This is a genomic window from Variovorax sp. OV084 (genome assembly GCF_900111625.1).
Classification (GTDB): Bacteria; Pseudomonadota; Gammaproteobacteria; order Burkholderiales; family Burkholderiaceae_C; genus Variovorax.
This window is the reverse complement of the sequence record NZ_FOII01000001.1, coordinates 541982-561685: the sequence shown is the minus strand read 5'-3', so window position 1 is coordinate 561685 and position 19704 is coordinate 541982. Positions and strand designations below refer to the sequence as shown.

19 protein-coding genes are annotated in these 19704 nt (G+C 68.3%); 10 read left to right on the top strand and 9 right to left on the bottom strand.

Annotated features, from left to right (window positions below; genetic code table 11):
* Window positions 1-9: 9 nt before the first annotated feature.
* From BMW87_RS02790 to BMW87_RS02765, 6 genes are read right to left on the bottom strand one after another with little or no spacing between them, the layout of a single operon-like run.
* The gene (locus BMW87_RS02790) at window positions 10-2406 is read right to left on the bottom strand and encodes an MMPL family transporter (protein WP_093073963.1); all 2397 of its coding nucleotides are present in this window, start codon (window positions 2404-2406) and stop codon (window positions 10-12) included.
* Window positions 2403-3032, bottom strand: a complete 630-nt coding sequence (locus BMW87_RS02785) for a LolA-related protein (protein WP_176928838.1) — start codon at window positions 3030-3032, stop codon at window positions 2403-2405. The genes BMW87_RS02790 and BMW87_RS02785 overlap by 4 nt, the downstream gene beginning before the upstream one ends.
* Complete coding sequence (locus BMW87_RS02780) at window positions 3022-4044, bottom strand: acyl-CoA synthetase (RefSeq protein WP_093073961.1); 1023 nt, start codon at window positions 4042-4044, stop codon at window positions 3022-3024. Before BMW87_RS02780 ends, BMW87_RS02785 begins: the two co-directional genes overlap by 11 nt.
* Entirely contained in the window at window positions 4044-5750 is a 1707-nt protein-coding gene (locus tag BMW87_RS02775; RefSeq protein ID WP_093073959.1) for an AMP-binding protein, read from the bottom strand. Before BMW87_RS02775 ends, BMW87_RS02780 begins: the two co-directional genes overlap by 1 nt.
* Window positions 5751-5766: 16 nt before the next feature.
* Complete coding sequence (locus BMW87_RS02770) at window positions 5767-6381, bottom strand: COG4648 family protein (protein WP_256216627.1); 615 nt, start codon at window positions 6379-6381, stop codon at window positions 5767-5769.
* A 34-nt stretch (window positions 6382-6415) separates the two neighbouring features.
* Entirely contained in the window at window positions 6416-6727 is a 312-nt protein-coding gene (locus BMW87_RS02765; RefSeq protein WP_093073955.1) for a phosphopantetheine-binding protein, read from the bottom strand.
* Between the two features lie 100 nt (window positions 6728-6827).
* Here BMW87_RS02765 and BMW87_RS02760 point away from each other — a divergent pair, with 100 nt between their 5' ends.
* Window positions 6828-8345: a helicase HerA-like domain-containing protein gene (locus BMW87_RS02760; RefSeq protein WP_093073953.1), complete on the top strand. Its 1518-nt coding sequence runs from the start codon at window positions 6828-6830 to the stop codon at window positions 8343-8345.
* Window positions 8346-8375: 30 nt separating this feature from the next.
* Here the strand turns inward: BMW87_RS02760 and BMW87_RS02755 are convergent, their stop codons facing one another.
* The 3 genes from BMW87_RS02755 to BMW87_RS02745 form a co-directional block, all read right to left on the bottom strand.
* Window positions 8376-9017, bottom strand: coding sequence for an NrsF family protein (locus BMW87_RS02755; protein ID WP_093073951.1), 642 nt, complete (start codon window positions 9015-9017; stop codon window positions 8376-8378).
* The gene (locus BMW87_RS02750; RefSeq protein WP_093056952.1) at window positions 9014-9604 is read right to left on the bottom strand and encodes a sigma-70 family RNA polymerase sigma factor; all 591 of its coding nucleotides are present in this window, start codon (window positions 9602-9604) and stop codon (window positions 9014-9016) included. The genes BMW87_RS02755 and BMW87_RS02750 overlap by 4 nt, the downstream gene beginning before the upstream one ends.
* An 80-nt stretch (window positions 9605-9684) precedes the next feature.
* On the bottom strand, window positions 9685-10020 hold the full coding sequence (locus tag BMW87_RS02745; RefSeq protein ID WP_143042606.1) for a hypothetical protein: 336 nt from the start codon (window positions 10018-10020) through the stop codon (window positions 9685-9687).
* Between the two features lie 155 nt (window positions 10021-10175).
* Between BMW87_RS02745 and BMW87_RS02740 the strand changes: the two genes are divergently transcribed.
* From BMW87_RS02740 to BMW87_RS02700, 9 genes are all read left to right on the top strand, one after another.
* The gene (locus tag BMW87_RS02740) at window positions 10176-11486 is read left to right on the top strand and encodes a GTP cyclohydrolase II (RefSeq protein ID WP_093056954.1); all 1311 of its coding nucleotides are present in this window, start codon (window positions 10176-10178) and stop codon (window positions 11484-11486) included.
* Window positions 11483-12889, top strand: a complete 1407-nt coding sequence (locus tag BMW87_RS02735) for a URC4/urg3 family protein (protein WP_093073949.1) — start codon at window positions 11483-11485, stop codon at window positions 12887-12889. Before BMW87_RS02740 ends, BMW87_RS02735 begins: the two co-directional genes overlap by 4 nt.
* A gap of 36 nt (window positions 12890-12925) precedes the next feature.
* Window positions 12926-13555, top strand: a complete 630-nt coding sequence (gene upp, locus BMW87_RS02730; RefSeq protein WP_007837874.1) for a uracil phosphoribosyltransferase — start codon at window positions 12926-12928, stop codon at window positions 13553-13555.
* 80 nt (window positions 13556-13635) lie between these two features.
* On the top strand, window positions 13636-14637 hold the full coding sequence (locus tag BMW87_RS02725; protein WP_093056956.1) for a BMP family protein: 1002 nt from the start codon (window positions 13636-13638) through the stop codon (window positions 14635-14637).
* 8 nt (window positions 14638-14645) lie between these two features.
* Window positions 14646-15593, top strand: coding sequence for a 5'-methylthioadenosine/S-adenosylhomocysteine nucleosidase (locus BMW87_RS02720; protein ID WP_093073947.1), 948 nt, complete (start codon window positions 14646-14648; stop codon window positions 15591-15593).
* The gene (locus BMW87_RS02715) at window positions 15590-17221 is read left to right on the top strand and encodes an ABC transporter ATP-binding protein (protein WP_093073945.1); all 1632 of its coding nucleotides are present in this window, start codon (window positions 15590-15592) and stop codon (window positions 17219-17221) included. Before BMW87_RS02720 ends, BMW87_RS02715 begins: the two co-directional genes overlap by 4 nt.
* On the top strand, window positions 17221-18285 hold the full coding sequence (locus tag BMW87_RS02710) for an ABC transporter permease (protein WP_177142302.1): 1065 nt from the start codon (window positions 17221-17223) through the stop codon (window positions 18283-18285). The genes BMW87_RS02715 and BMW87_RS02710 overlap by 1 nt, the downstream gene beginning before the upstream one ends.
* Window positions 18282-19205, top strand: coding sequence for an ABC transporter permease (locus tag BMW87_RS02705; RefSeq protein ID WP_093073941.1), 924 nt, complete (start codon window positions 18282-18284; stop codon window positions 19203-19205). The genes BMW87_RS02710 and BMW87_RS02705 overlap by 4 nt, the downstream gene beginning before the upstream one ends.
* Window positions 19205-19672 (top strand): hypothetical protein, encoded by a 468-nt coding sequence (locus BMW87_RS02700; RefSeq protein ID WP_371258767.1) that lies wholly within the window; start codon window positions 19205-19207, stop codon window positions 19670-19672. The genes BMW87_RS02705 and BMW87_RS02700 overlap by 1 nt, the downstream gene beginning before the upstream one ends.
* Window positions 19673-19704 lie beyond the last annotated feature (32 nt).

Here is a 19704-nt window from a genome sequence, read left to right as displayed (position 1 = left end):
TTTCCCCCGTCAGCCACGCGAAGCCTGCGAAGGCCCCACGCTGCGTGCGAATGCTGCCGAAAGCAACAGCGCCAGCAGCGCCCCAGGCGCAACCACGCGGCCGATGGACGACAGCGCCGGAATGTCCGAAATCGCGATCAGCCCGAACGACACCACGGTCGTCAGGTTGGCCAGCATCAGCGACGCCAGCGTGTCCTCGTCGGCCCGCCCGGTGGTGCGCAGCTGGTCGAAGAACAGCGCGTAGTTGGATCCCACCGCCACGATCAGCAGCAGCCCCACCAGATGCAGGATGCCCAGCGCCGCCTGCAGCACGGCCATGCCCCCAAGCGTGAGCACCACCGCGAACACCAGGGGTTGGCACACGGCCAGCAGCCGGCGCCACGAACGCAGGTAGATGCCGAGCAACAGCACCACCGCCAGCGCGCCGAGCAGCACCTGCACGAAGGCCTCGTGCAGGTAGCGCTGGTACAGGCTCGCAAGTTCGCGGCCGACGTCGACCACCTGCACTTCAGGCAGGCCGGCCAGCGCCGCTTCCAGGCGGCCCTGGTCGAACTTGGCGCCCGGATGCAGCACGACCAGCGTGCCCCAGCCGCCGCCCGGACGCTGGTACATCAGCGTGTTCAGGACCGAGCCGAGCGGCCCGGCGGCCAGTTCGGCGCGCTGCACCAGTGGCAGCTTGCGCGCAGCCTCGATGTCGGCCAGGAACGGTCCGAGCCGCGAAGCCGGCAGCGGCATGCCCTTGGTTGCTTCTGCCAGGTTGGCGCGCAGCGTTTCGGCGTCCGGCAGGGCTGCGATGCGCGCGGTCTGCACTTCCACGCTGGGCAGCACGCGGGTGACCGTTTCGTAGCCGACGAGTTCGCCCTGATCCACCAGCGCATCGAGCCGCTGCGCCGCCGCCTCGGTGTTGCGCAGCGCGGCCTGCTCGTCGTCGCCATAGGCGACCACCAGCACGCCACCGTCGCTCGCGCCGATGTCGTTGCGCAGCATTTCGTCCAGCTGCTGGGCTGCCTTGGGCACCGGGCTCATCGCGCCAAGATCGGCGCGCCACAGATGGCCGCCCTGCCACAGCACCAATGCCAGTGCCGCCACCCCCAGCGCGGCCAGAGGCCAGCGCAGGCGCGGCAGGCCGCGCACCAGCGCGCCGGCCATTTGCGCCATGTACTTGCGCATGCCCATGCCGGTGGCACCGTCGGGCGCGAGCATCGGCAGCACATAGCGCGTAGCCAGCGCCGCCGCAACAAGGCCGGCGATGGAGAACACACCCAGCTGCGCCAGCCCCGGAAAGCCCGAAAACACCAGCGCCGCAAAGCCGCACACCGAGGTCAGCAGCCCGAGCCGAACGGTCGGCCAGTTCAGGTCGCGCCAACGCTGCCAGCCGGTGCCGGCCACGGTGGCGCCACGCGCCTGGATGAGGTAGTAGATGGCGTAGTCGACCGTTTCTCCGATCAGCGTGCTGCCGAAGCCCAGCGTGAGGCCATGCACCGAGCCGAACACCAGGCTCACGCTCGCGGTGCCGATCACCACGCCCGTGGCCACGGGCAGGAAGGCGATGACCAGCGCGCGCGGCGATGCAAACGCCAGCAACAGCAGCCCGCCCATCACGATGCCGCCCACCACCGCGAGGTGGATCGCTTCGGTCTTGATCTTGTCGCGGCTCATCACCGAGAACACGGGCGGACCGCTCAGCAGCAGCTTGGGCGCGGTTGCGCCCATGTCGCGCGTCGCGGCCGCGTAGGCGGCGTGCACGCGCGCAATGGCGATGGCCTGCGCGTCGAGGTCGCTGCCGGCAGCGCGCGTGGTGGCGACCATCAGCGCGCGCGGCGCGGTGCGCGACATCCATACGCCGTCCTCGCTGCGCGGCGCGCTGGCGGGCGTCAGCTCCATGGCAATGCGCTGCGTCTCCCCGGTCGGGTCGCGATCAAGGAGGGGCTTGATCACGTTGCCGGCAGGCGTGCCCAGCATCGACAGCGTTTCGTTGATCGCGTCGCGCAAGCCCTCGACAGTGAACTGCCCGGGCGTGACGCCGGGCGACAGCTGGTAGCGGTGTTGGAGTACCCAGTTTCCCGCCTCGCTCCAGTCGCCGACGTCGCCGTTCTGGATCAGGTCGAAGAGCTTGCTCTCGCGCATGTCCTTTGCGACCGCGCGCGACACCGCGGCGCGCTGCTCGGCACTGCCGCCTTCGATGCCCAGCATCAGCGTGCGCGAGGCGACGCCGCTTTGCAGCTGCTCGATCAGCACGCGCTGGCGCACATCCGGGCTCTTGGGCAGAAAGGCCGAGAGGTCGGCGCCGATCTGCGTGCGCGCGATGACCACGGCTCCGCACACCAGCACCAGCAGCCACGCCAGCAGCACGACCGCCCTGCGCCGCCAGCCCGGCGGGCCGCCCGCCTGCTGCTGTGGCGTCACGGCGTGGTGCGTCCGGTGGCGCCGGACGGAGCCGCGTTGGCTGGCGCGGGTGCTGTCGCGCCCGGCGTGATGTTCATGGCCGATCGGTCACCGCCGACGAACTCCATCTCGAGCCCCAGCACGTCGCTCGCGCGGCCGCTGATGCGGATGCTGCGCACCTGCGCGGCCAGCCGGCTGTCCATCGGCACGAGGTCGAGCGTCCACTTGGCAGCGGAGCCCGACACGGTGCTGCGGAAATAGCGCTGCAGCGTGGCGCCGTCGCCGGTCAGCGTGCCTCGCATGGCTTCGACCAGGCCGAGCAGCTCGGGCATGCTGTCGAGCGCCAGCGTGCGGTTGCGGCCGCCGCGCGACAACGTCAGCGTGTTGCCCTCGACCGCCATGGTCTCGACGCGCGGCGACAGCGTGCGGCGCACCAGCTTGTCGGGCGCATCGAAGCTCAGCGTGCCGCTGGCGTCGAGCGGGCCTTCCAGGCCGTGCACGAAGCGCTGTTCGGTGAAGCGGGCCTCCCCGCTCTTCTGCTTGGCCAGCAGCGTCATCAGTTCGGGCAGGTCGAACGCCGCCCAGGCCGGCACGGCGCAAAAGGCCAGTGCGAGCACGCATGCCCTGCAAAGCCAGTCAAGCCGCATCTTCGAGCCAGAAATCATGGAAATTGAACCAGTTGTAGGGATACGCGCGGCACAGCGCTTCGAGGCGTGCCACATAGGCTTCGACGGCAGCACGAATGCGCGCTTCGCGCTCCGCGGGGCTGCAAACCGGCTCGCCGAAGTCGGCCAGCGGGTCGAATCGCACGTCATAGCGGGCACCGCCGCCGTAGAGCCCGGCCATGAAGAACACCTTGCGACGCAGCAAGGCGGCCAGGCGGAAAGGACCATCGTTGAAAACTGCGGGCTGCCCGAGGAACGGCAGCACGATGTTGTTGCCACGCTGGTGCGCGGGCTGCTCTTCGCTGCCCGGCAGCGTGCGGTCGGCCAGCATGCCGCCCAGGCCGCCGCCGTCGAGCCAGTCGCGCAGGGCCAGCATCGAATGCGGCCGGCCCAACGCGATGACGTGCGGCCGCAGCTCGGGCACGGCAATGGTGTTGAGGACGGCCGTGATGCGCTGCGCGTTGTCTGGGTACATCAGCATCGCCAGGCGCAGGTTGCACTGGTGCGTCTGCTGCTTGCAGGCGCCGAGCACCTCGAAGCTGCCGATGTGGGCGCCGAGCAGAAAGGCGCCCCGCCCTCGCGCGATCTCGGCATCGATCGGTGCATTGCCCTCGATGCTGACCTTGAACAGGTCCAGGCGCCCACGCAGGAAATACACGCGATCGAGCACCGTCGAGGCAAAGGCGTGCAGCAGGCGGAAGCCGTCGACCCAACCCGCCTGCGGACCGATGGCCCGGAACAGGTAGCGCTTGATGTGCCGGCGCTGCGCCGGCGCGAACAGCAGGAAGTACAGGGCAATCGGCGGCAGCAGGAGGCGCGTGACGTGGCGTCCGCACACCAGCGCCATGAAAACGATGAACCGCAGCGCCAGCATGTTGCTGCGCTCGGGCGCACGGGCCCAGTCGCCGCTTTCGCCACGCTCGCCTTTCGGTGCCGCCTGCCCTGCCCTGGTTGCCTCTTTCACGGCGCGCGCCTCGACATCGGTGTGCTTCATCACGCGGACTCTTGCACGGCCGTCCAGCGGCCCGTGACAGCCACCACGCCGTCGCAACGCACGTCGAAACGCACGCCGCGACCAGGCCCGGCTTCCGGATGCAGCTCGATGGACAGCGCGGCGCCGGGCCGCACGGGCGCCAGGAACTTGGCCGCGGCGAGCGTGGGATGGGCGCCCAGCCGAGCCACCAGGGCCGGCACGCGGCGAATGGCCTCCATGACCTCGGCCAGCACCAGCGCGCCCGGCAGCAGCGGCTGCCCCGGGAAATGACCGGCAAACACGGGGTGGTCAGCTGGCACCACGTGGGCCATCTGCACCGATGTGTCGTCTTCCGCTAGCTGCGCCAGCGCAAATTCGCGCAGCGCCCGCACGGTGAGCTTGCCCGTGCCTTCGCGCGGGAAGGCCTTGACCTGCACCACGCGGCGCGGCACGAACACGGGTTCGAGCCGCTGCCGCAGGGCCGCGATGATGTCGCCCGCCGACAGCGTGGGCGCGACCACAAAGGCCACCGGCCGTACGACACCGTCGGCCACCTCGTCGGGCAGCCAGAAGGCGCCGTCGTCCACGCCGGGAATGCTGTTCAGGTGAAAGTTCAGGTGCGCGAGCGAACTGCGCCGGCCTGCCACGTGGATCAGGTCGTTGGCCCGGCCGAACAGGCGAAAGCGGCGCTCGTCCAGCAGTTCGAGCACGTCGGCCATGGGCGTGGGCTCGGGAATGAAGTCGCCGCTGAAGATGAAGCGCTCGGGGCTACCGTCCGCCGAAGGCTCGGCGTGCACGCGGATCTCGCCGAATGTCTCCCAGATCTCGTTGTCGGTGGTGCGGCGCGTGGCGACCTGCCCCGACTCGGTACTGCCGTAGATTTCGAGCAGCACGCCGCCCATCGCCTGCTCTGCCTGCTGCGCGAGCTGCGGCGAAAGCGGCGCGGTGGCCGACAGGATCAGGTCGACCGGCGGCAGCTCGATGCCCGAGAGCAGCAATGTCTTGAGATGGAACGGCGTGGTCACCAGCGCGCGGGGGCGCGGCACCGAGGCCAGCGTCTTCGCCACATCGGCCGGAAAGAATGGCCGGCCGCTTTCGAAGGCCGCGCCGCCGAGCATTGCCAGCAGCACTGACGACTCGAGCCCGTAGCTGTGCTGCACGGGCACGGTCGCGACCAGCGTCAGGCCTTCCAGCGTGGGACGTTCGAGCACACGGCACAGCCGTTTCACGGCCACCGCGACGTCGCCCACCAGCGTGCCCCAGGTCTTGGCGTGGGGCTGCGGCACGCCGGTCGAACCGGAGGTCAGCAGGCTGGCGGCGTGCATGGCTGCGTCGATCTGCGGCACGGGGGCCTCAGAGCTCGCGCGGTTCTGGCTGTTCTCGATCAGCACGCGCTGCATGCCGGGCGTTTGCTGCTTCAGATCGTCGGTGAGCGCAAAAAGACGTGGGCCGCCGGACTCGAGCAGGCGAGCGAGCGTGTCGGGCCGCGCGTCGGGCGGCAGCAGGCTGGCATGGCCGCGCACCAGCGCCGCGCCCAGGCTCACGGCAAAGGCATAGCGGTCGACGCAGAGATTGACGGCGGAGCCCTCGCCCGGAAGCTCGGGCGCGAAGCGGGCCACGTCGGCCAGGAACTGCCGCGTGCTCACGGGCACGCCGGCGCGCCAGGCCAGGATGGAATCTGGGTCTCGGTCGGTGAGAAGTGGCAGGAAACGGGTATCTGTCGTCACGCGGGCGGCGCCTGTGTCATTGGCCGCCGGGGCTGGTGTCCACCGACGATGTGCCATAGAACGCGCGCACCGCATCCACGAGGCGCGTGCGTTCGAATTCGGGATGCAGCCGATAGCGTACAAAGTGCTCGCCCACGAAGAGCAGCGTCACCATCACGGGCGACAGCACATTGGCGAACAGCGACCAGTCGGAGAACGGCCTTGTCAGGTAGATGAGGATCGACGCCAGCACCGTCAGCGCGAAGAAGCCGGTCCAGATGCGCGTGAGCTGCGTGGTGTAGGACAGCATGTGCCCCTTGAGCGGGTGCACCCGCTGCGCGAACTGCGTGATCAGCGGCAGGCCCCGGCCGCGCAGCGTGGAGCCGAACCAGCCGCACAGCGCGGCGTTGATGGCCACGTGCTGCAGCACGTACAAGCGGTTGGGATCGCCTGCCTCACCCAGGAAGACGAGCGAGAAGCCGCCCACGCCCAGAACGGCCACGGCGGCAAGGCCCCAGCGACCGAACCAGCTGGCGGCAAGGCCCATGGCAGCGAGCCAGAGCGGCCCGAGCAACACCACGACCGCCCACGGTTCCGTGGCATGGAACAGCGTCATCCAGTGGGACAGGCCGGCATACGCCACGCCTGCCACCAGAAGGAGTGCTATTCGCCATCGCGACATGGGATCAGGAAACCACGCGATGCTGGGCGACGTGGGTCGCGAGCGTACGCAGCGACTGGAAAATCTGCTGGTTGCGTTCGTCGTCAGAACGCAGCTGGAAACCATAGCGGCGCGAGACTTCGAGCGCTACTTCGAGGATGTCGATCGAGTCGAGTCCGAGGCCTTCGCCATAGAGCGGGTCGGTCGGCACGATGTCCTCGGGGGCCACTTCGAGATTCAGCGCGTTCACGAGCAGCACGGCCAGCTCTTTTTCGATCGGCGACTGTTCGGAGGCATCGCCAGTGGCGGGAATGGGGGGCTGAGCAGTCGATGACAAAAAAACCTCCTAAAACTTTTTCCTGAACTACCGTGCGGGCCGTGGATTATAGGAGTGCCGCTTGATTAGACTGCCCGCTTCGATACGACCGGAGCGCCCCATGGCCGACCCACTTCTGATCGCACGGCACGACGCCATCGAGTGCAGCCTTCTCCCCAGCCTGGCCAATCGCCATGGCCTTATCACCGGCGCCACCGGCACCGGCAAGACAGTCACCCTGCAGACCATCGCCGAAAAGCTCTCCGCCATCGGCGTGCCGGTGTTCATGGCCGACGTCAAGGGCGACCTGACCGGTATCAGTCAAAAGGGTGCCATCGGCGGCAAGCTGGCTGCCACCCTCAAGGAACGGGGCATCGAGGTGCCCGAGCCCTCCGCCTGCCCCGTTACGGTGTGGGACGTGTTCGGCGAACAGGGCCACCCGGTGCGCGCCACCGTCTCCGACATGGGCCCGCTGCTGCTGGGCCGCATGCTCGACGTGAACGAAACACAGGCCGGCGTGCTGAACCTCGTGTTCAAGATCGCCGACGACAACGGCCTGCTGCTGCTCGACCTGAAAGACCTGCGCGCCATGCTGCAGTACGTGGGCGAAAACAGCAGCCAGTTCACCACCCAGTACGGCAACATCAGCGCCGCCAGCGTGGGCGCCATCCAGCGCGGCCTGTTGCAGATCGAAACCCAGGGCGGCGACAAGTTCTTCGGCGAGCCGATGCTCAACATCGCCGACTTCATGCAGACCGTGGGCGGCAAGGGGGTCGTCAACATCCTCGCGGCCGACAAGCTCATGAACTCGCCGCGCCTGTACGCCACCTTCCTGCTGTGGATGCTGTCCGAGCTGTTCGAGCAGCTGCCCGAAATCGGCGACCCCGAGCAGCCCAAGCTGGCCTTTTTCTTCGACGAGGCCCACCTGCTGTTCAACGAGGCGCCCAAGGCGTTGGTGGAACGCATCGAGCTGGTGGTGCGGCTGGTGCGCTCCAAGGGCGTGGGCGTGTATTTCGTTACGCAGAACCCGCTGGACATCCCTGACACGGTGCTGGCCCAGCTGGGCAACCGCGTGCAGCACGCGCTGCGCGCCTTCACACCGCGCGACCAGAAGGCCGTGAAGGCGGCCGCCAGCACCATGCGCCAGAAGCCGGGCCTCGACATCGAGACGGCCATCACCGAACTCGCGGTCGGCGAGGCGCTGGTGAGCTTCCTCGACGAAAAGGGCCGCCCGAGCGTGACCGAGCGCGTGTTCGTGCTGCCGCCCGGCAGCCAGCTCGGCCCCATCACGCCCGACCAGCGCAAGGCACTGATCGCCGGCTCGCTCGTCGCCGGTGTCTACGAGAAAACGGTAGACCGCGAATCGGCCTACGAAAAGCTCAAGGGCCGCGCCGACAGCGCACCCGACGCACCGGCAGCAACGCTGCCCGGCGGCAAGGATGCGGCGGCATCGTCCGGTTCCGGCATGGGCGGCATGCTCAACGACATGCTCTTCGGCACCACCGGCCCGCGCGGCGCGAAGCACGACGGGCTGGTGCAGACCATGGCCAAGTCGGCGGTGCGCACCATGGGTACGTCTGTTGGCAAGGAAATCCTGCGAGGCGTGCTCGGCGGGATCTTCGGCTCGAAGAAGCGTTGACTTGACCGGCCCAGGGCCTCTGCCGGCGCGCTACCAGCGCAGCAGGCGTGGCCCGAGCACGGCACCAACCAGCACCGGCACAGCGATCCCGCTCACATACCAGACCGCAAGGAACGGCGCGGTCAGCTCCATGCAGTGCAGCGCGTAGACCGCCGCGCCAATGCCCCCGGCAAGCGCCCCTGCCGCAGCCCCGGCCAGCGCCGGCCGCGTGGGCGCCATTCCCTTGAGCGCCACCATCGTGGCCGCGAACACCGGCAGCGCCATCAGCCCGATGCTCAGTGCGCAGACGCGCCATGACTGCCCCATCAGCGAGGGCATGCGCTCCTCTGCCGGCACGGTGAACCAGGCGATCACCGCCAGCACCCACACCGCGAGCACGGGCAGCACCGCGCCCACCCAGGTGCGCCGCGGCTCGACGCCCGGCCGCGCAAGCCGCTCCACGGCCACGAAGCCAGCCGCTGCGATGCACAAGGGAAACAGCACCTTGACCCAGAACATCGGCCAGAACATGGCCTGCACGATGTCGCGCCGCATGCCGTACTCGCCGAACAGGATCAAGAACGAGAACGGCAGACCCAGCAGCACCGCCAGCCAGATGCGTCGGCTGGCACGGCGGCGCGGCACGGCCACCTCGCCGCTCGCCAGCATCGCGACCAGATCGTCGGTCTTCATGCCGCACCTCCCCAGCTGTTGCCGAACCGGGCCGCCAGCGCCTTGAGCCCCCTGTGAATGCCGACCTTGACCGCCGACTCCGACATTCCTGTCAGGCTCGCGGTCTCGGCAACCGACAGGCCTTCGATCTTCACGTGCACGATCGGCAGCCGCTGGCGCTCGGGCAGGGTTTCGAGCAGGCCGCCGAGGTCGCGCTTCGCATCGCTGGCCTCTTCGGCTGATTCGGCGAACACGGCCAGGTCGTCGTCCAGCGGGTCATGCAGGTCTTCGCGGACCGACTTGGCGCGCAGCAGATCGATCATCTTGTAGCGCGCAATCGCATGCACCCAGGCCGTCAGCGGCTGGTCGCTCTGGTAGGTGTGGCGCTGGTTGTGCATGGCGAGCAGGCATTCCTGGACGAGGTCTTCCACTTCATCGGGCCAGCCAAAGAGGCGCTTGCCCAGAAAGGCGCGCAGGTGCGCGCTGAGTCGCTGCAGGAAGTCGCGGTAGGCCTTCGCGTCGCCGTCGAGGCCGCGAAGGAACAGGCTGCGCAGCGCCGCTTCCGCGTCGCTCGGGTTCGTCCTGCTGCCTACGGTGTTTCGTTCCATCGGGCTGGCTGGTTACAGCCTTGTCGAAAAAAGTTCCGGTGGATTGTGCCGCGAGCGGCGGCCGGCCCCGGGCCGGAGCCTCAAGACACCCGCGCCGGCGTATCCACCACGAGGCCGACGGCCTCCTTCACGCACTGCTCAATGATCGGGCCGCTCTTGCTCCTGATCTTGTCCACGTCCTGCAGATCCGACACAGTAGCGTCCTTCATGACGCCATCGGCCGCGCAGGTGCACAGCTTGGTGAGCTCCTCCTGCGATTTGTTCCCGCGCGATCCGGCGCTCTTGACGCAGCTGTCGATGAAGCTCGTCCTGAAGTTGGTCTTGAAGGCGGAATCGAAACCTTGCGAGAAGCCTTCGGTGGCCTTGTCGCAGGCAGACAGGCTCAAGGCGAGAAATACACAGAGAAGCGTGCGCATTGATTTCCTCCAGCAAAAGATGTTGTGAGTGCGGTCCGTCCACGCGCATTGTTGTTCAACATCCGCGGACCGCCGAAGCGCGCTGCAACCAAGGGCGCGCCCTCGCTTGCCAGCCGCACAAGTGATCGGTACATTGCATTTTTTGAGGGCTACCAATGTCTGCAGACAGCACAACGATCCCTTCCACCCCGGGCGGTGTCACGCCCCTCCCCCCACTTCATCCCTCGTCGTCGACCGGCCACATCCGGCTGACTTCGCACGCCGGCGGCTTCGGCGCGCTGCCCATTCACTGGGGCGCGGCCACTGCAACCGAGCGCGGACCGGTAGTCGGCACCACCACCAAGCGGGCACATCGCAACGTGATCGGCACGCACAGCGGCTCCTACAGCGTGTACCGCGCGCTGGCAGTGGCGGCCGGGGCGCTCAAGCGCGAGCACAAGGCCGACCTGACCAACACCGCGCCCACCGACGTGATCGGGCCCTATCCGCAGTGGAGCGAGCCGGGGCGCATCGTGTCGCTGGACCCATGGGGCGCGCTGGTGGCAGACGTGTTCTCCACCGAGCTGGCAGCGGGCTACGACATCCGCCCGACCATCGCGATCACCAAGGCGCATGTGATCCTGCCCGAGGTCATCGAGGCGCTGCAAAGCGGCCGCCTCAAGGCCGACGGCCATTTCCTCACCACCGGCGGCGCCGCGATGGTGACCAAGGCCGCCATCGAACCCGTGTGGTACCTGCCCGAGGTGGCGCGCCGCTTCGGCTGCTCCGAGACCGACCTGCGCCGCACGCTCTTCGAGGAAACCGGCGGCATGTACCCCGAGCTGGTCACGCGCTCCGACCTCGAAGTGTTCCTGCCGCCCATCGGCGGGCAAACGCTCTACATCTTCGGCAACCCGCGCGACCTGGCCAACCCCGAAGTCGAGCTCACCGCGCGCATCCACGACGAGTGCAACGGCTCGGACGTGTTCGGCTCCGACATCTGCACCTGCCGGCCCTACCTGACGCATGCCATCGAGGAGTGCATCCAGGGCGCGCAGCGCGGCGGCGTCGGCCTCATCGCCTATTCGCGCAAGGAAGGCCGCGCGCTCGGCGAAGTCACCAAGTTCCTGGTCTACAACGCGCGCAAGCGTCAGGTGGGCGGCGACACGGCCGACCAGTATTTCGCGCGCACCGAATGCGTGGCCGGCGTGCAGGACATGCGCTTCCAGGAGCTGATGCCCGACGTCTTCCACTGGCTGGGCATCAAGAAGATCCATCGGCTCGTGTCGATGAGCAACATGAAGTTCGACGCGATCACCGGCTCGGGCATCGAGATCGGCGAACGCGTGAACATTCCCGACGCGCTGATTCCGGCCGACGCCCGCGTCGAGATGGACGCCAAGATGGCCGCCGGCTATTTCACGCCCGGCCCGGTGCCGGACGCCGAGGAACTGAAGAAGGCCAAGGGCCGGGGATTGAGCGAATGAGCAACCGCAACAGCGACGACAAGAACATGCCAGTCGACGGCTCCGGCAGCCTGCCGCCGGGGGGCGCGGGCAAGGTCGATCCGTCCATCGAATTCACTGCCGACAGCGCGCATCCGGCCGGCGCGGCCAGCCTGCTGCGCACCACCGCCGCCATCCGCCAGCGCGCGGGCGCCCTGCTGGCACGCGCGCGCCGGGGCGAATCGCAGTGGTTCCGCATCGGAAGCGACAACACGCTCGAAGACGCGGCGCGCACCGTCGCCGAGGTCACGCGCGAGCGCTATCCGTGGGACACCATCCCGTACCACAGCCGCTGGCGCCATTTCGAGGCCGGCGGCGTCAATCGCCTTGAAGAACTCGACGCATTGCTGGGCGAATGCGACGCCCGCCAGCGCGCCCGGGCCCACATCGACCTGGTGCTGGTGAGCGTGCTGCTCGACGCCGGCGCCGGACCCGACTGGCACTACACCGAATCGGCCACCGGCGAGCGCTTCACGCGTTCCGAGGGGCTGGGCGTGGCGAGCTACCACGCGTTCATGAGCGGGCTTTTCTCGTCCGACCCAAACCATCCCTACCAGGCCGATGCGGCCGGCCTGCGCGGCCTGGTCACCGACCGGCTCGGCGACGCCTTCCAGGTCAGCGAGGTGAATCCGCTGGTCGGCCTGGCGGGCCGCACCACACTGCTGCGCCGGCTCGGCGAGGCCATGGGCGAGCAGCCCGAGACCTTCGGCGACGACGGCCGGCCCGGCGGCCTGTTCGACGCGCTGGTCGGCCCCTACGGCCCGGCCGCGCCGCCCACTGCGGAGATCACCGCGCACCAGATCCTCTCGCTGCTGCTCGAAACACTGTCGCGCATCTGGCCCTCGGCCAATGCCGTCGACAGCATCGCGGCCGACGGCAGCGACAGCGCAGGCGGCATCGGCTCCGGCGACCCGGCGCTGGCGCTGGGCGACTGCTGGCGCCACAGCGCGGTGCGCGGCCCCGGCCTCACCAACGGCTGGATGCCGTTTCACAAGCTCTCGCAGTGGCTCACGTATTCGCTGCTCGAACCCTTCGAATGGGCCGGCGTGAAGGTGCGCCACCTCGACGCGCTCACCGCCCTGCCCGAGTACCGCAACGGCGGCCTGCTGATCGACAGCGGGGTGATCGTGCCGAAGGACCCGGCGTTTCTCACCCGCCGCTGGAAGGCCAGTGACGAATTCATCGTCGAATGGCGCGCGCTCACCGTGGCGCTGCTCGACGAAGTGGCGCCGCGCGTGCGCAAGGTTCTCGACCGCACCGAGGAAGAGCTCCCGCTGGCCTGCGTGCTCGAAGGCGGCACCTGGGCCGCGGGCCGGGCGCTGGCACAACGCTTGCGTGACGGTGCTCCGCCTCTGCTGATCGAGAGCGACGGCACCGTCTTTTAGACTCCCGGGTTCAGCAGCAACGATAGAAAAAATCCAATGAGCAACGTCCACCTCGTCAACCACCCCCTCGTCCAGCACAAGCTCACGCTGATGCGCCGCAAGGATGCGTCCACCAACAGCTTCCGCCGGCTCCTCAACGAAATCAGCATGCTGATGGCCTATGAGGTCACGCGCGACATGCCGATGCAGGACATCGAGGTCGAAACCCCGCTCGAGACCATGCAGGCCAAGGTCATCGACGGCAAGAAGCTGGTGCTGGTTTCCATTCTTCGCGCCGGCACCGGCATCCTCGACGGCATGCTGACAGTGGTGCCCGGCGCCCGCGTCGGCCACATCGGCCTGTACCGCGACCCGAAGACGCTGACGGCCGTCGAGTACTACTTCAAGATGCCCGGCGAGATGGAGAACCGCGACGTGATCGTGGTCGACCCGATGCTGGCCACCGGCAACTCGGCCGTGGCCGCGGTCGAGCGCCTGAAGGAGCTCAACCCCAAGTCGATCAAGTTCGTCTGCCTGCTGACCTGCCCCGAAGGCGTGGCGACGATGCAGAAGGCCCACCCGGATGTGCCGATCTACACCGCTGCGATCGACCGCGAGTTGAACAGCCACGGCTACATCCTGCCGGGTCTGGGCGACGCAGGCGACCGCATCTTCGGCACCAAGTAACGCCCCGGCGTCCGATTGAAGGGCGCCGCGCTGCTCCCCGGCAGCGACAAGAAGATTTCCATACCTCGAGGAGAAGCACCGTGACAGCACGCCGCCAGTTGATCATCCGTTCCGTCGCCATTGCCGCAGCACTTGCGGCCGGCGCGCCCGGCCTTGCGCTCGCGCAGGCCAAGCTGAAGGTGGCGGCGGTGTACACCGTGCCGTTCGAGCAGCAATGGGTGGGCCGCATCCACAAGGCATTGAAAGCGGCCGAGGCTCGCGGCGAGATCGAATACAAGGCCACCGAGAACGTCAGCAACGCCGACTACGAACGCGTGATGCGCGAGTACGCCACGGCCGGCAACCAGCTGATCCTGGGCGAGGTGTTCGGCGTGGAGGCAGCGGCGCGCAAGGTCGCGAAAGACTTCCCGAAGGTCGCCTTCCTGATGGGCTCGTCGCTCAAGCCGCAGGCGCCCAACTTCAGCGTGTTCGACAACTACATCCAGGAGCCGGCCTACCTGAGCGGCATGGTGGCCGGCGGCATGACGAAGAGCAATCGCATCGGCATGGTCGGCGGCTTCCCGATTCCGGAGGTCAACCGGCTGATGAACGCGTTCATGGCCGGCGCGAAGGAAACGAATCCGAAGGTCGAGTTCAGCGTGAGCTTCATCAACAGCTGGTTCGACCCGCCGAAGGCCAAGGAAGCGGCCTTCGCCATGATCGACAAGGGCGCGGACGTGATGTACGCCGAGCGCTTCGGCGTCTCTGACGCAGCCAAGGAAAAGGGCAAGCTCGCCATCGGCAACGTGATCGACACCCAAAGCCAGTACCCCGACACGGTGGTCGCCTCGGCCCTGTGGAATTTCGAGCCCGCGGCCGACCGCGCGATCAAGCTCGTGAAGGAAGGCAAGTTCGCGGCCGAAGACTACGGCGTGTACGCGCAGATGAAGCACAAGGGCTCCGAGCTGGCGCCGCTGGGCACCTTCGAGAAGAAGGTGCCTGCCGACATCGTCGCCAAGGTGAAGGCCAAGCAGGCTGACATCCTCTCGGGCAAGTTCACGGTGAAGGTGGACGACGCGCAACCGAAGTCCACCGCAAAGTGAGCGCGCCGATGAAGATCCGCTGGGTTTCCCTTCTCGCGGCCGGCGTGCTGGCCCTTGGCCTCGCGGGCTGCGTCGGCGTCTACAAGGGCACTGGCGTCAGCATCAACAGCAGCACGCGCCTCGACGACACCCCGCGCATCGCGGTGCTGTCGGCCTTCGAGCCCGAGCTCAAGCTGCTGCTCACGCGCCTGCAAACCCCGGCGAAGCACAGCGTGAACGGCGTGGAGTTCACCACCGGCACGCTCGAAGGCAAGCCCGTGGTGCTGTTCCTGTCGGGCATCAGCATGACGAACGCGACGATGAACACGCAGCTCGTGCTCAATCGCTTCCGCGTGACGAACATCGTGTTCAGCGGCATCGCGGGTGGCGTGAATCCGTCTCTGCATGTGGGCGACGTCACGGTGCCGGCGCAATGGGGCCAGTACCTCGAAGTGCTGATGGCGCGCGAAACCGCGCCCGGCAAGTACGCAGCGCCACCCTTCATCACCGACGCCACGCTGCCCAACTTCGGCATGATGTTCCCGCGCCCGGTGGAGGTGCGCTCGGCCGCGCGTCCGGAGATCCAGCGCAAATTCTGGTTCGAGACCGATCCGAAGATGCTCGAGGTGGCACGCAGCATCCGCAACGTCGACCTGGCCAACTGCAGCGCCGGCAAGTGCCTGCCGCGCAAGCCCCAGCTGGTAGTTGGCGGCAACGGTGTCTCTGGCCAGGCCTTCATGGACAACAAGGCCTACCGCGAATACACCTACAAGACCTTCCAGGCCAACGTGCTCGACATGGAAACCGCGGCCGTGGGCATGGTCGCCTACAGCAACGGCGTGCCGTACATCGCCTTCCGCTCGCTCAGCGACCTCGCGGGCGGTGGCGACGGCGAGAACGAGATGGGCACCTTCATGGGCATCGCGGCGGACAACTCCGCCAAGGTCATGCTGGCTTTCCTGGCTGCGTGGAAGTGACCCCGCCTTCCCTCTCTCCCACGGAGGGAGGAAGCGACGCCACCGTCCTGCGCCTCCAGGGCATCACCAAGCGCTTCGGCAGCCTCGTCGCCAACGACGGCATTTCCCTCGACCTGCAGGCCGGCGAAGTGCTGGCGCTGCTCGGCGAGAACGGCGCGGGCAAGTCGACGCTGATGTCGATTCTGTTCGGCCACTACGTCGCCGACGAAGGCAGCATCGAAGTCTTCGGCGCACCGCTGCCGCCAGGCAACCCCAAGGCCGCGCTCACTGCCGGCGTGGGCATGGTGCACCAGCACTTCACGCTGGCCGACAACCTCAGCGTGCTCGACAACGTGATGATGGGCACCGAGCCGCTGTGGCGCCCGGTGTCGCGCCGCGCGGCCGCACGTGCCCGGTTGCTCGACGTGGCCCAGCGCTTCGGGCTGCCGGTGCAGCCTGACGCGCAGATCGGCAATCTGTCGGTGGGCGAACGACAGCGCGTGGAAATTCTCAAGGCGCTGTATCGCGGCGCACGCATCCTGATCCTCGACGAGCCGACCGCCGTGCTGACGCCACAGGAAAGCGAGGCACTGTTCGCCACGCTCGCGCAGATGGTGGCACAAGGGCTGTCGGTGATCTTCATCAGCCACAAGCTCGGCGAGGTGCTGCGCGTGTCGCACCGCATCGCCGTGCTGCGCGGCGGCAAGCTCGTGGCAGAGGCGCGCACGGCCGACACCACGCAGGCACAGCTGGCACTGTGGATGGTCGGGCATGCGGTCGATGCGCCGCAGCGGCGGCCAGCCAAGTCGGTGGGCGATGCCGTCTGCGTTCTCGACCACGTGAGCACCGCATCAGACAAGAACGGCGGGCAAGACCGGCTGCGCGAGGTGTCGCTGACGCTGCGCGCCGGCGAGATCACCGCCATCGCCGGTGTTTCCGGCAACGGGCAGGTGGCGCTGGCCGAGCTGCTGTGCGGCACGCGCCGCGCCACATCTGGCACGGCTCAACTGATGGGCCGCGCCTTGCCGCCCTCGCCCGCCCGGCTGGTGCAGCGCGGTGTCGCGCGCATTCCGGAAGACCGGCATGCCGTCGGCGTGGTCGGCGACCTGCCGGTGTGGGAGAACGCGGTGTCGGAGCGCCTGCGCAGCCCGGTGTTCTCGCGCTGGTCGTGGATCGTGAAGCGCGCGGCCGCCCGCCTGCATGCGCGGCGCATCGAAAAGGCATTCGACGTGCGCGGCGCCGGCCTGATGGCGCCGGCCCGTTCGCTCTCCGGCGGGAACATGCAGAAACTGATTCTGGGCCGCGCCCTGCTGGCGCCCGAGCCGCCCGAAATGGCCAAGGGCGACGACAACAAGAAGTACCCGAACCGCGCGCCGCGCCTGATCGTCGCGCACCAGCCGACCTGGGGCCTCGACATCGGCGCCGTGGCCTATGTGCAGCAGCAGCTGATTGCCGCGCGCGACGCTGGCGCGGCGGTGCTGGTGATTTCCGACGACCTCGACGAAGTGCTCGCGCTCGGCGACCGCGTGGCCGTGATGCACGGCGGCCATCTGGGCGAGGCACGCCCGGCCGCGGCCTGGACACGCGAAGCCATCGGGCTGGCCATGGCCGGCGCGACGGCTGCGCACGCCAAGGGAGCCACGCCATGATGCGGCTCGAACGGCGCCACGAAACCTCGCGCACGGCGCTGGTGCTTGCCCCCATCGGCGCGGTCGTCTTCACCATGGCAGTCAGCGCGCTGCTGGTGCTGTGGGCCGGTGCGCCGGTCGGCCGCACCTACGCGCTGCTGCTGCAGGGCGGCTTCGGCTCGGTGTTCGCGTGGAGCGAGACGCTGACCCGCGCGATCCCGCTGATCCTCACCGGGCTGGCGGCCACAGTCGCTTTCAAGGCGCGGCTCTTCAACATCGGCGCCGAGGGCCAGCTCTATGCCGGCGCGCTGGCGGCCGTCGCCGTGGGCGGCATGCATGGCGGCACGGGCTTCGAGCTGTCGCCGTGGGTACTGTTTCCGCTGATGATGCTGGCCGCCGCCGTGGCGGGTGCGCTGATGCTGCTGGGCCCGGCGCTGATGAAGAACAAGCTCGGCGTGGACGAAGTCGTCACCACGCTGCTGATCAACTTCATCGTGCTGCTGGGCGTGTCGGCGCTGCTCGACGGGCCGATGAAAGACCCCAGCGCCATGGGCTGGCCACAGAGCGTGTCGCTGCAGTCCGATCTCGAACTCGGCAAGCTCATCGCGCAGACGCGCGTGCACACCGGGCTGCTATGGGCCGTATCGCTCGCGGTGATGGTGTGGGCGGTCTTCAAGTACACGGTGCTGGGCTTCGACATCCGTGCCGTGGGTGCGAATGCGCGTGCCGCGGCCTTCGCTGGCGTGCCGGTGACGCGCACCGTGGTGATGGTGGCGCTGCTCTCGGGTGCGCTGGCCGGGCTGGCGGGCGCGATCGAGGTGGCGGGCCGCACGAGCTACGTCACGCTCGACATGTCGCCGGGCTATGGCTACACGGGCATCGTGATTGCGATGCTGGCGGGGCTGCATCCGCTGGGCGTGATCGCGGCTGCCGTGTTCGTTGCGGGCGTGCTGGTCGGTGCCGACACCATGAGCCGCGCGGTCGGCGTGCCCACGTACATCGCCGACGTGATCGTTGCCGCATCGCTGATCGCGGTGCTGGTGGCGACATTGCTGACGCAATACCGGGTGCGGATGAAGAAATGACGGACTTCCTCGACATCCTCGCCAACCCCGCCTTCTGGGTCGCGGTGCTGCGCATCGCCACGCCGCTGATTCTGGGCACGCTCGGCGTGCTGCTGTGCGAGCGCGCGGGCGTGCTCAACCTCGGCATCGAAGGGATCATGGTCGCGGGCGCCTTCACCGGCTGGCTCGCGGTGTATGCGGGCGCGCCGCTGTGGGTGGGCGTGGGCGTGGCTGCGCTCACGGGCATGGTGTTCGGGCTGCTGCATGCCTTTCTGACCGTCGGGCTTGCGCTGTCGCAGCATGTGTCGGGGCTGGGCATCACGCTGCTTGCCACCGCGCTCAGCTACTTCGGCTACCGCGTGAGCTTTCCGAAAGTGAACACGCCGCCGACCATCACGCCGTTTGCACCGATGGACTGGCTGCCGGTGCCGATCCTGAATGCGCAGACCGCGCTCACGCTGTTCGCGCTGCTGCTGGTGCCCGTGGTGGGCTGGGTGCTGTACCGCACGCCGCTCGGCCTCGCGCTGCGCATGGTCGGCGAGAACCCGCAGGCGGCCGAGAGCCAGGGCGTGTCGGTCGCGGCAACGCGCACCGGCGCCATCGTCGCGGGCTCCGCGCTGATGGGCGTGGCGGGCTCGTTCCTCACGCTGTCGGCCTTCAACGCCTTCTTCTTCAACATGGTGAACGGCCGCGGCTGGATCTGCGTGGCGCTGGTGGTGTTCGCTTCGTGGCGGCCGGGCAAGGCGCTGATCGGCGCGCTGCTGTTCGCATTCTTCGACGCGCTGCAGCTGCGGCTGCAACAATCGGGCGATGCAGTGCTGCCTTACCAGCTGTACCTGATGCTGCCGTACCTGCTGTCGATCCTGGCGCTGGTGCTGGTGGCGCGCAAGGCGAGCTATCCGCAGGCGCTGATGAAACCGTATCGCAAGGGGGAACGCTGATGATGACCACCCGGACCGCCACCGCCGCGCGAGGCGCCCTGCTCGCGGCGCTGCTGGCGCTGGGCGGCAACGGTGCTCATGCACTTGGCATGAACTACGGCTACGAGGCCTTCAGCACCGCCGACGCCGTGACCTGGGTGCAGATGTGCGGCACCTGGGGCAAGGACCACCAGGGCACCTACCGGGTGGTGCACGCCGAGCAGTACGCCCAGTCCTTCCTCTACGTGCAATGGATGACGCGCGACGCCAACGGCAGCCTGCATGCCGAGCACACGGTGGCGATCGCCGAGCTCGACAACGACCATGCGGAAATCTCGCTGTCCGACCTCACCTGCCGCGCCACGCCGCGCGGCATCGTTGTGACGGCCAAGGCCGACTCGGGGCACGACGAGAAGCTGCGCCGCGTGACCATCGAGGTCGGGCCTGCGCCGGGGCAATACCGGTACCGGGCGCAGAACACGCGCTGAGCGGCTCTCCGGCGGCGCTCAAAGCGGCCGAA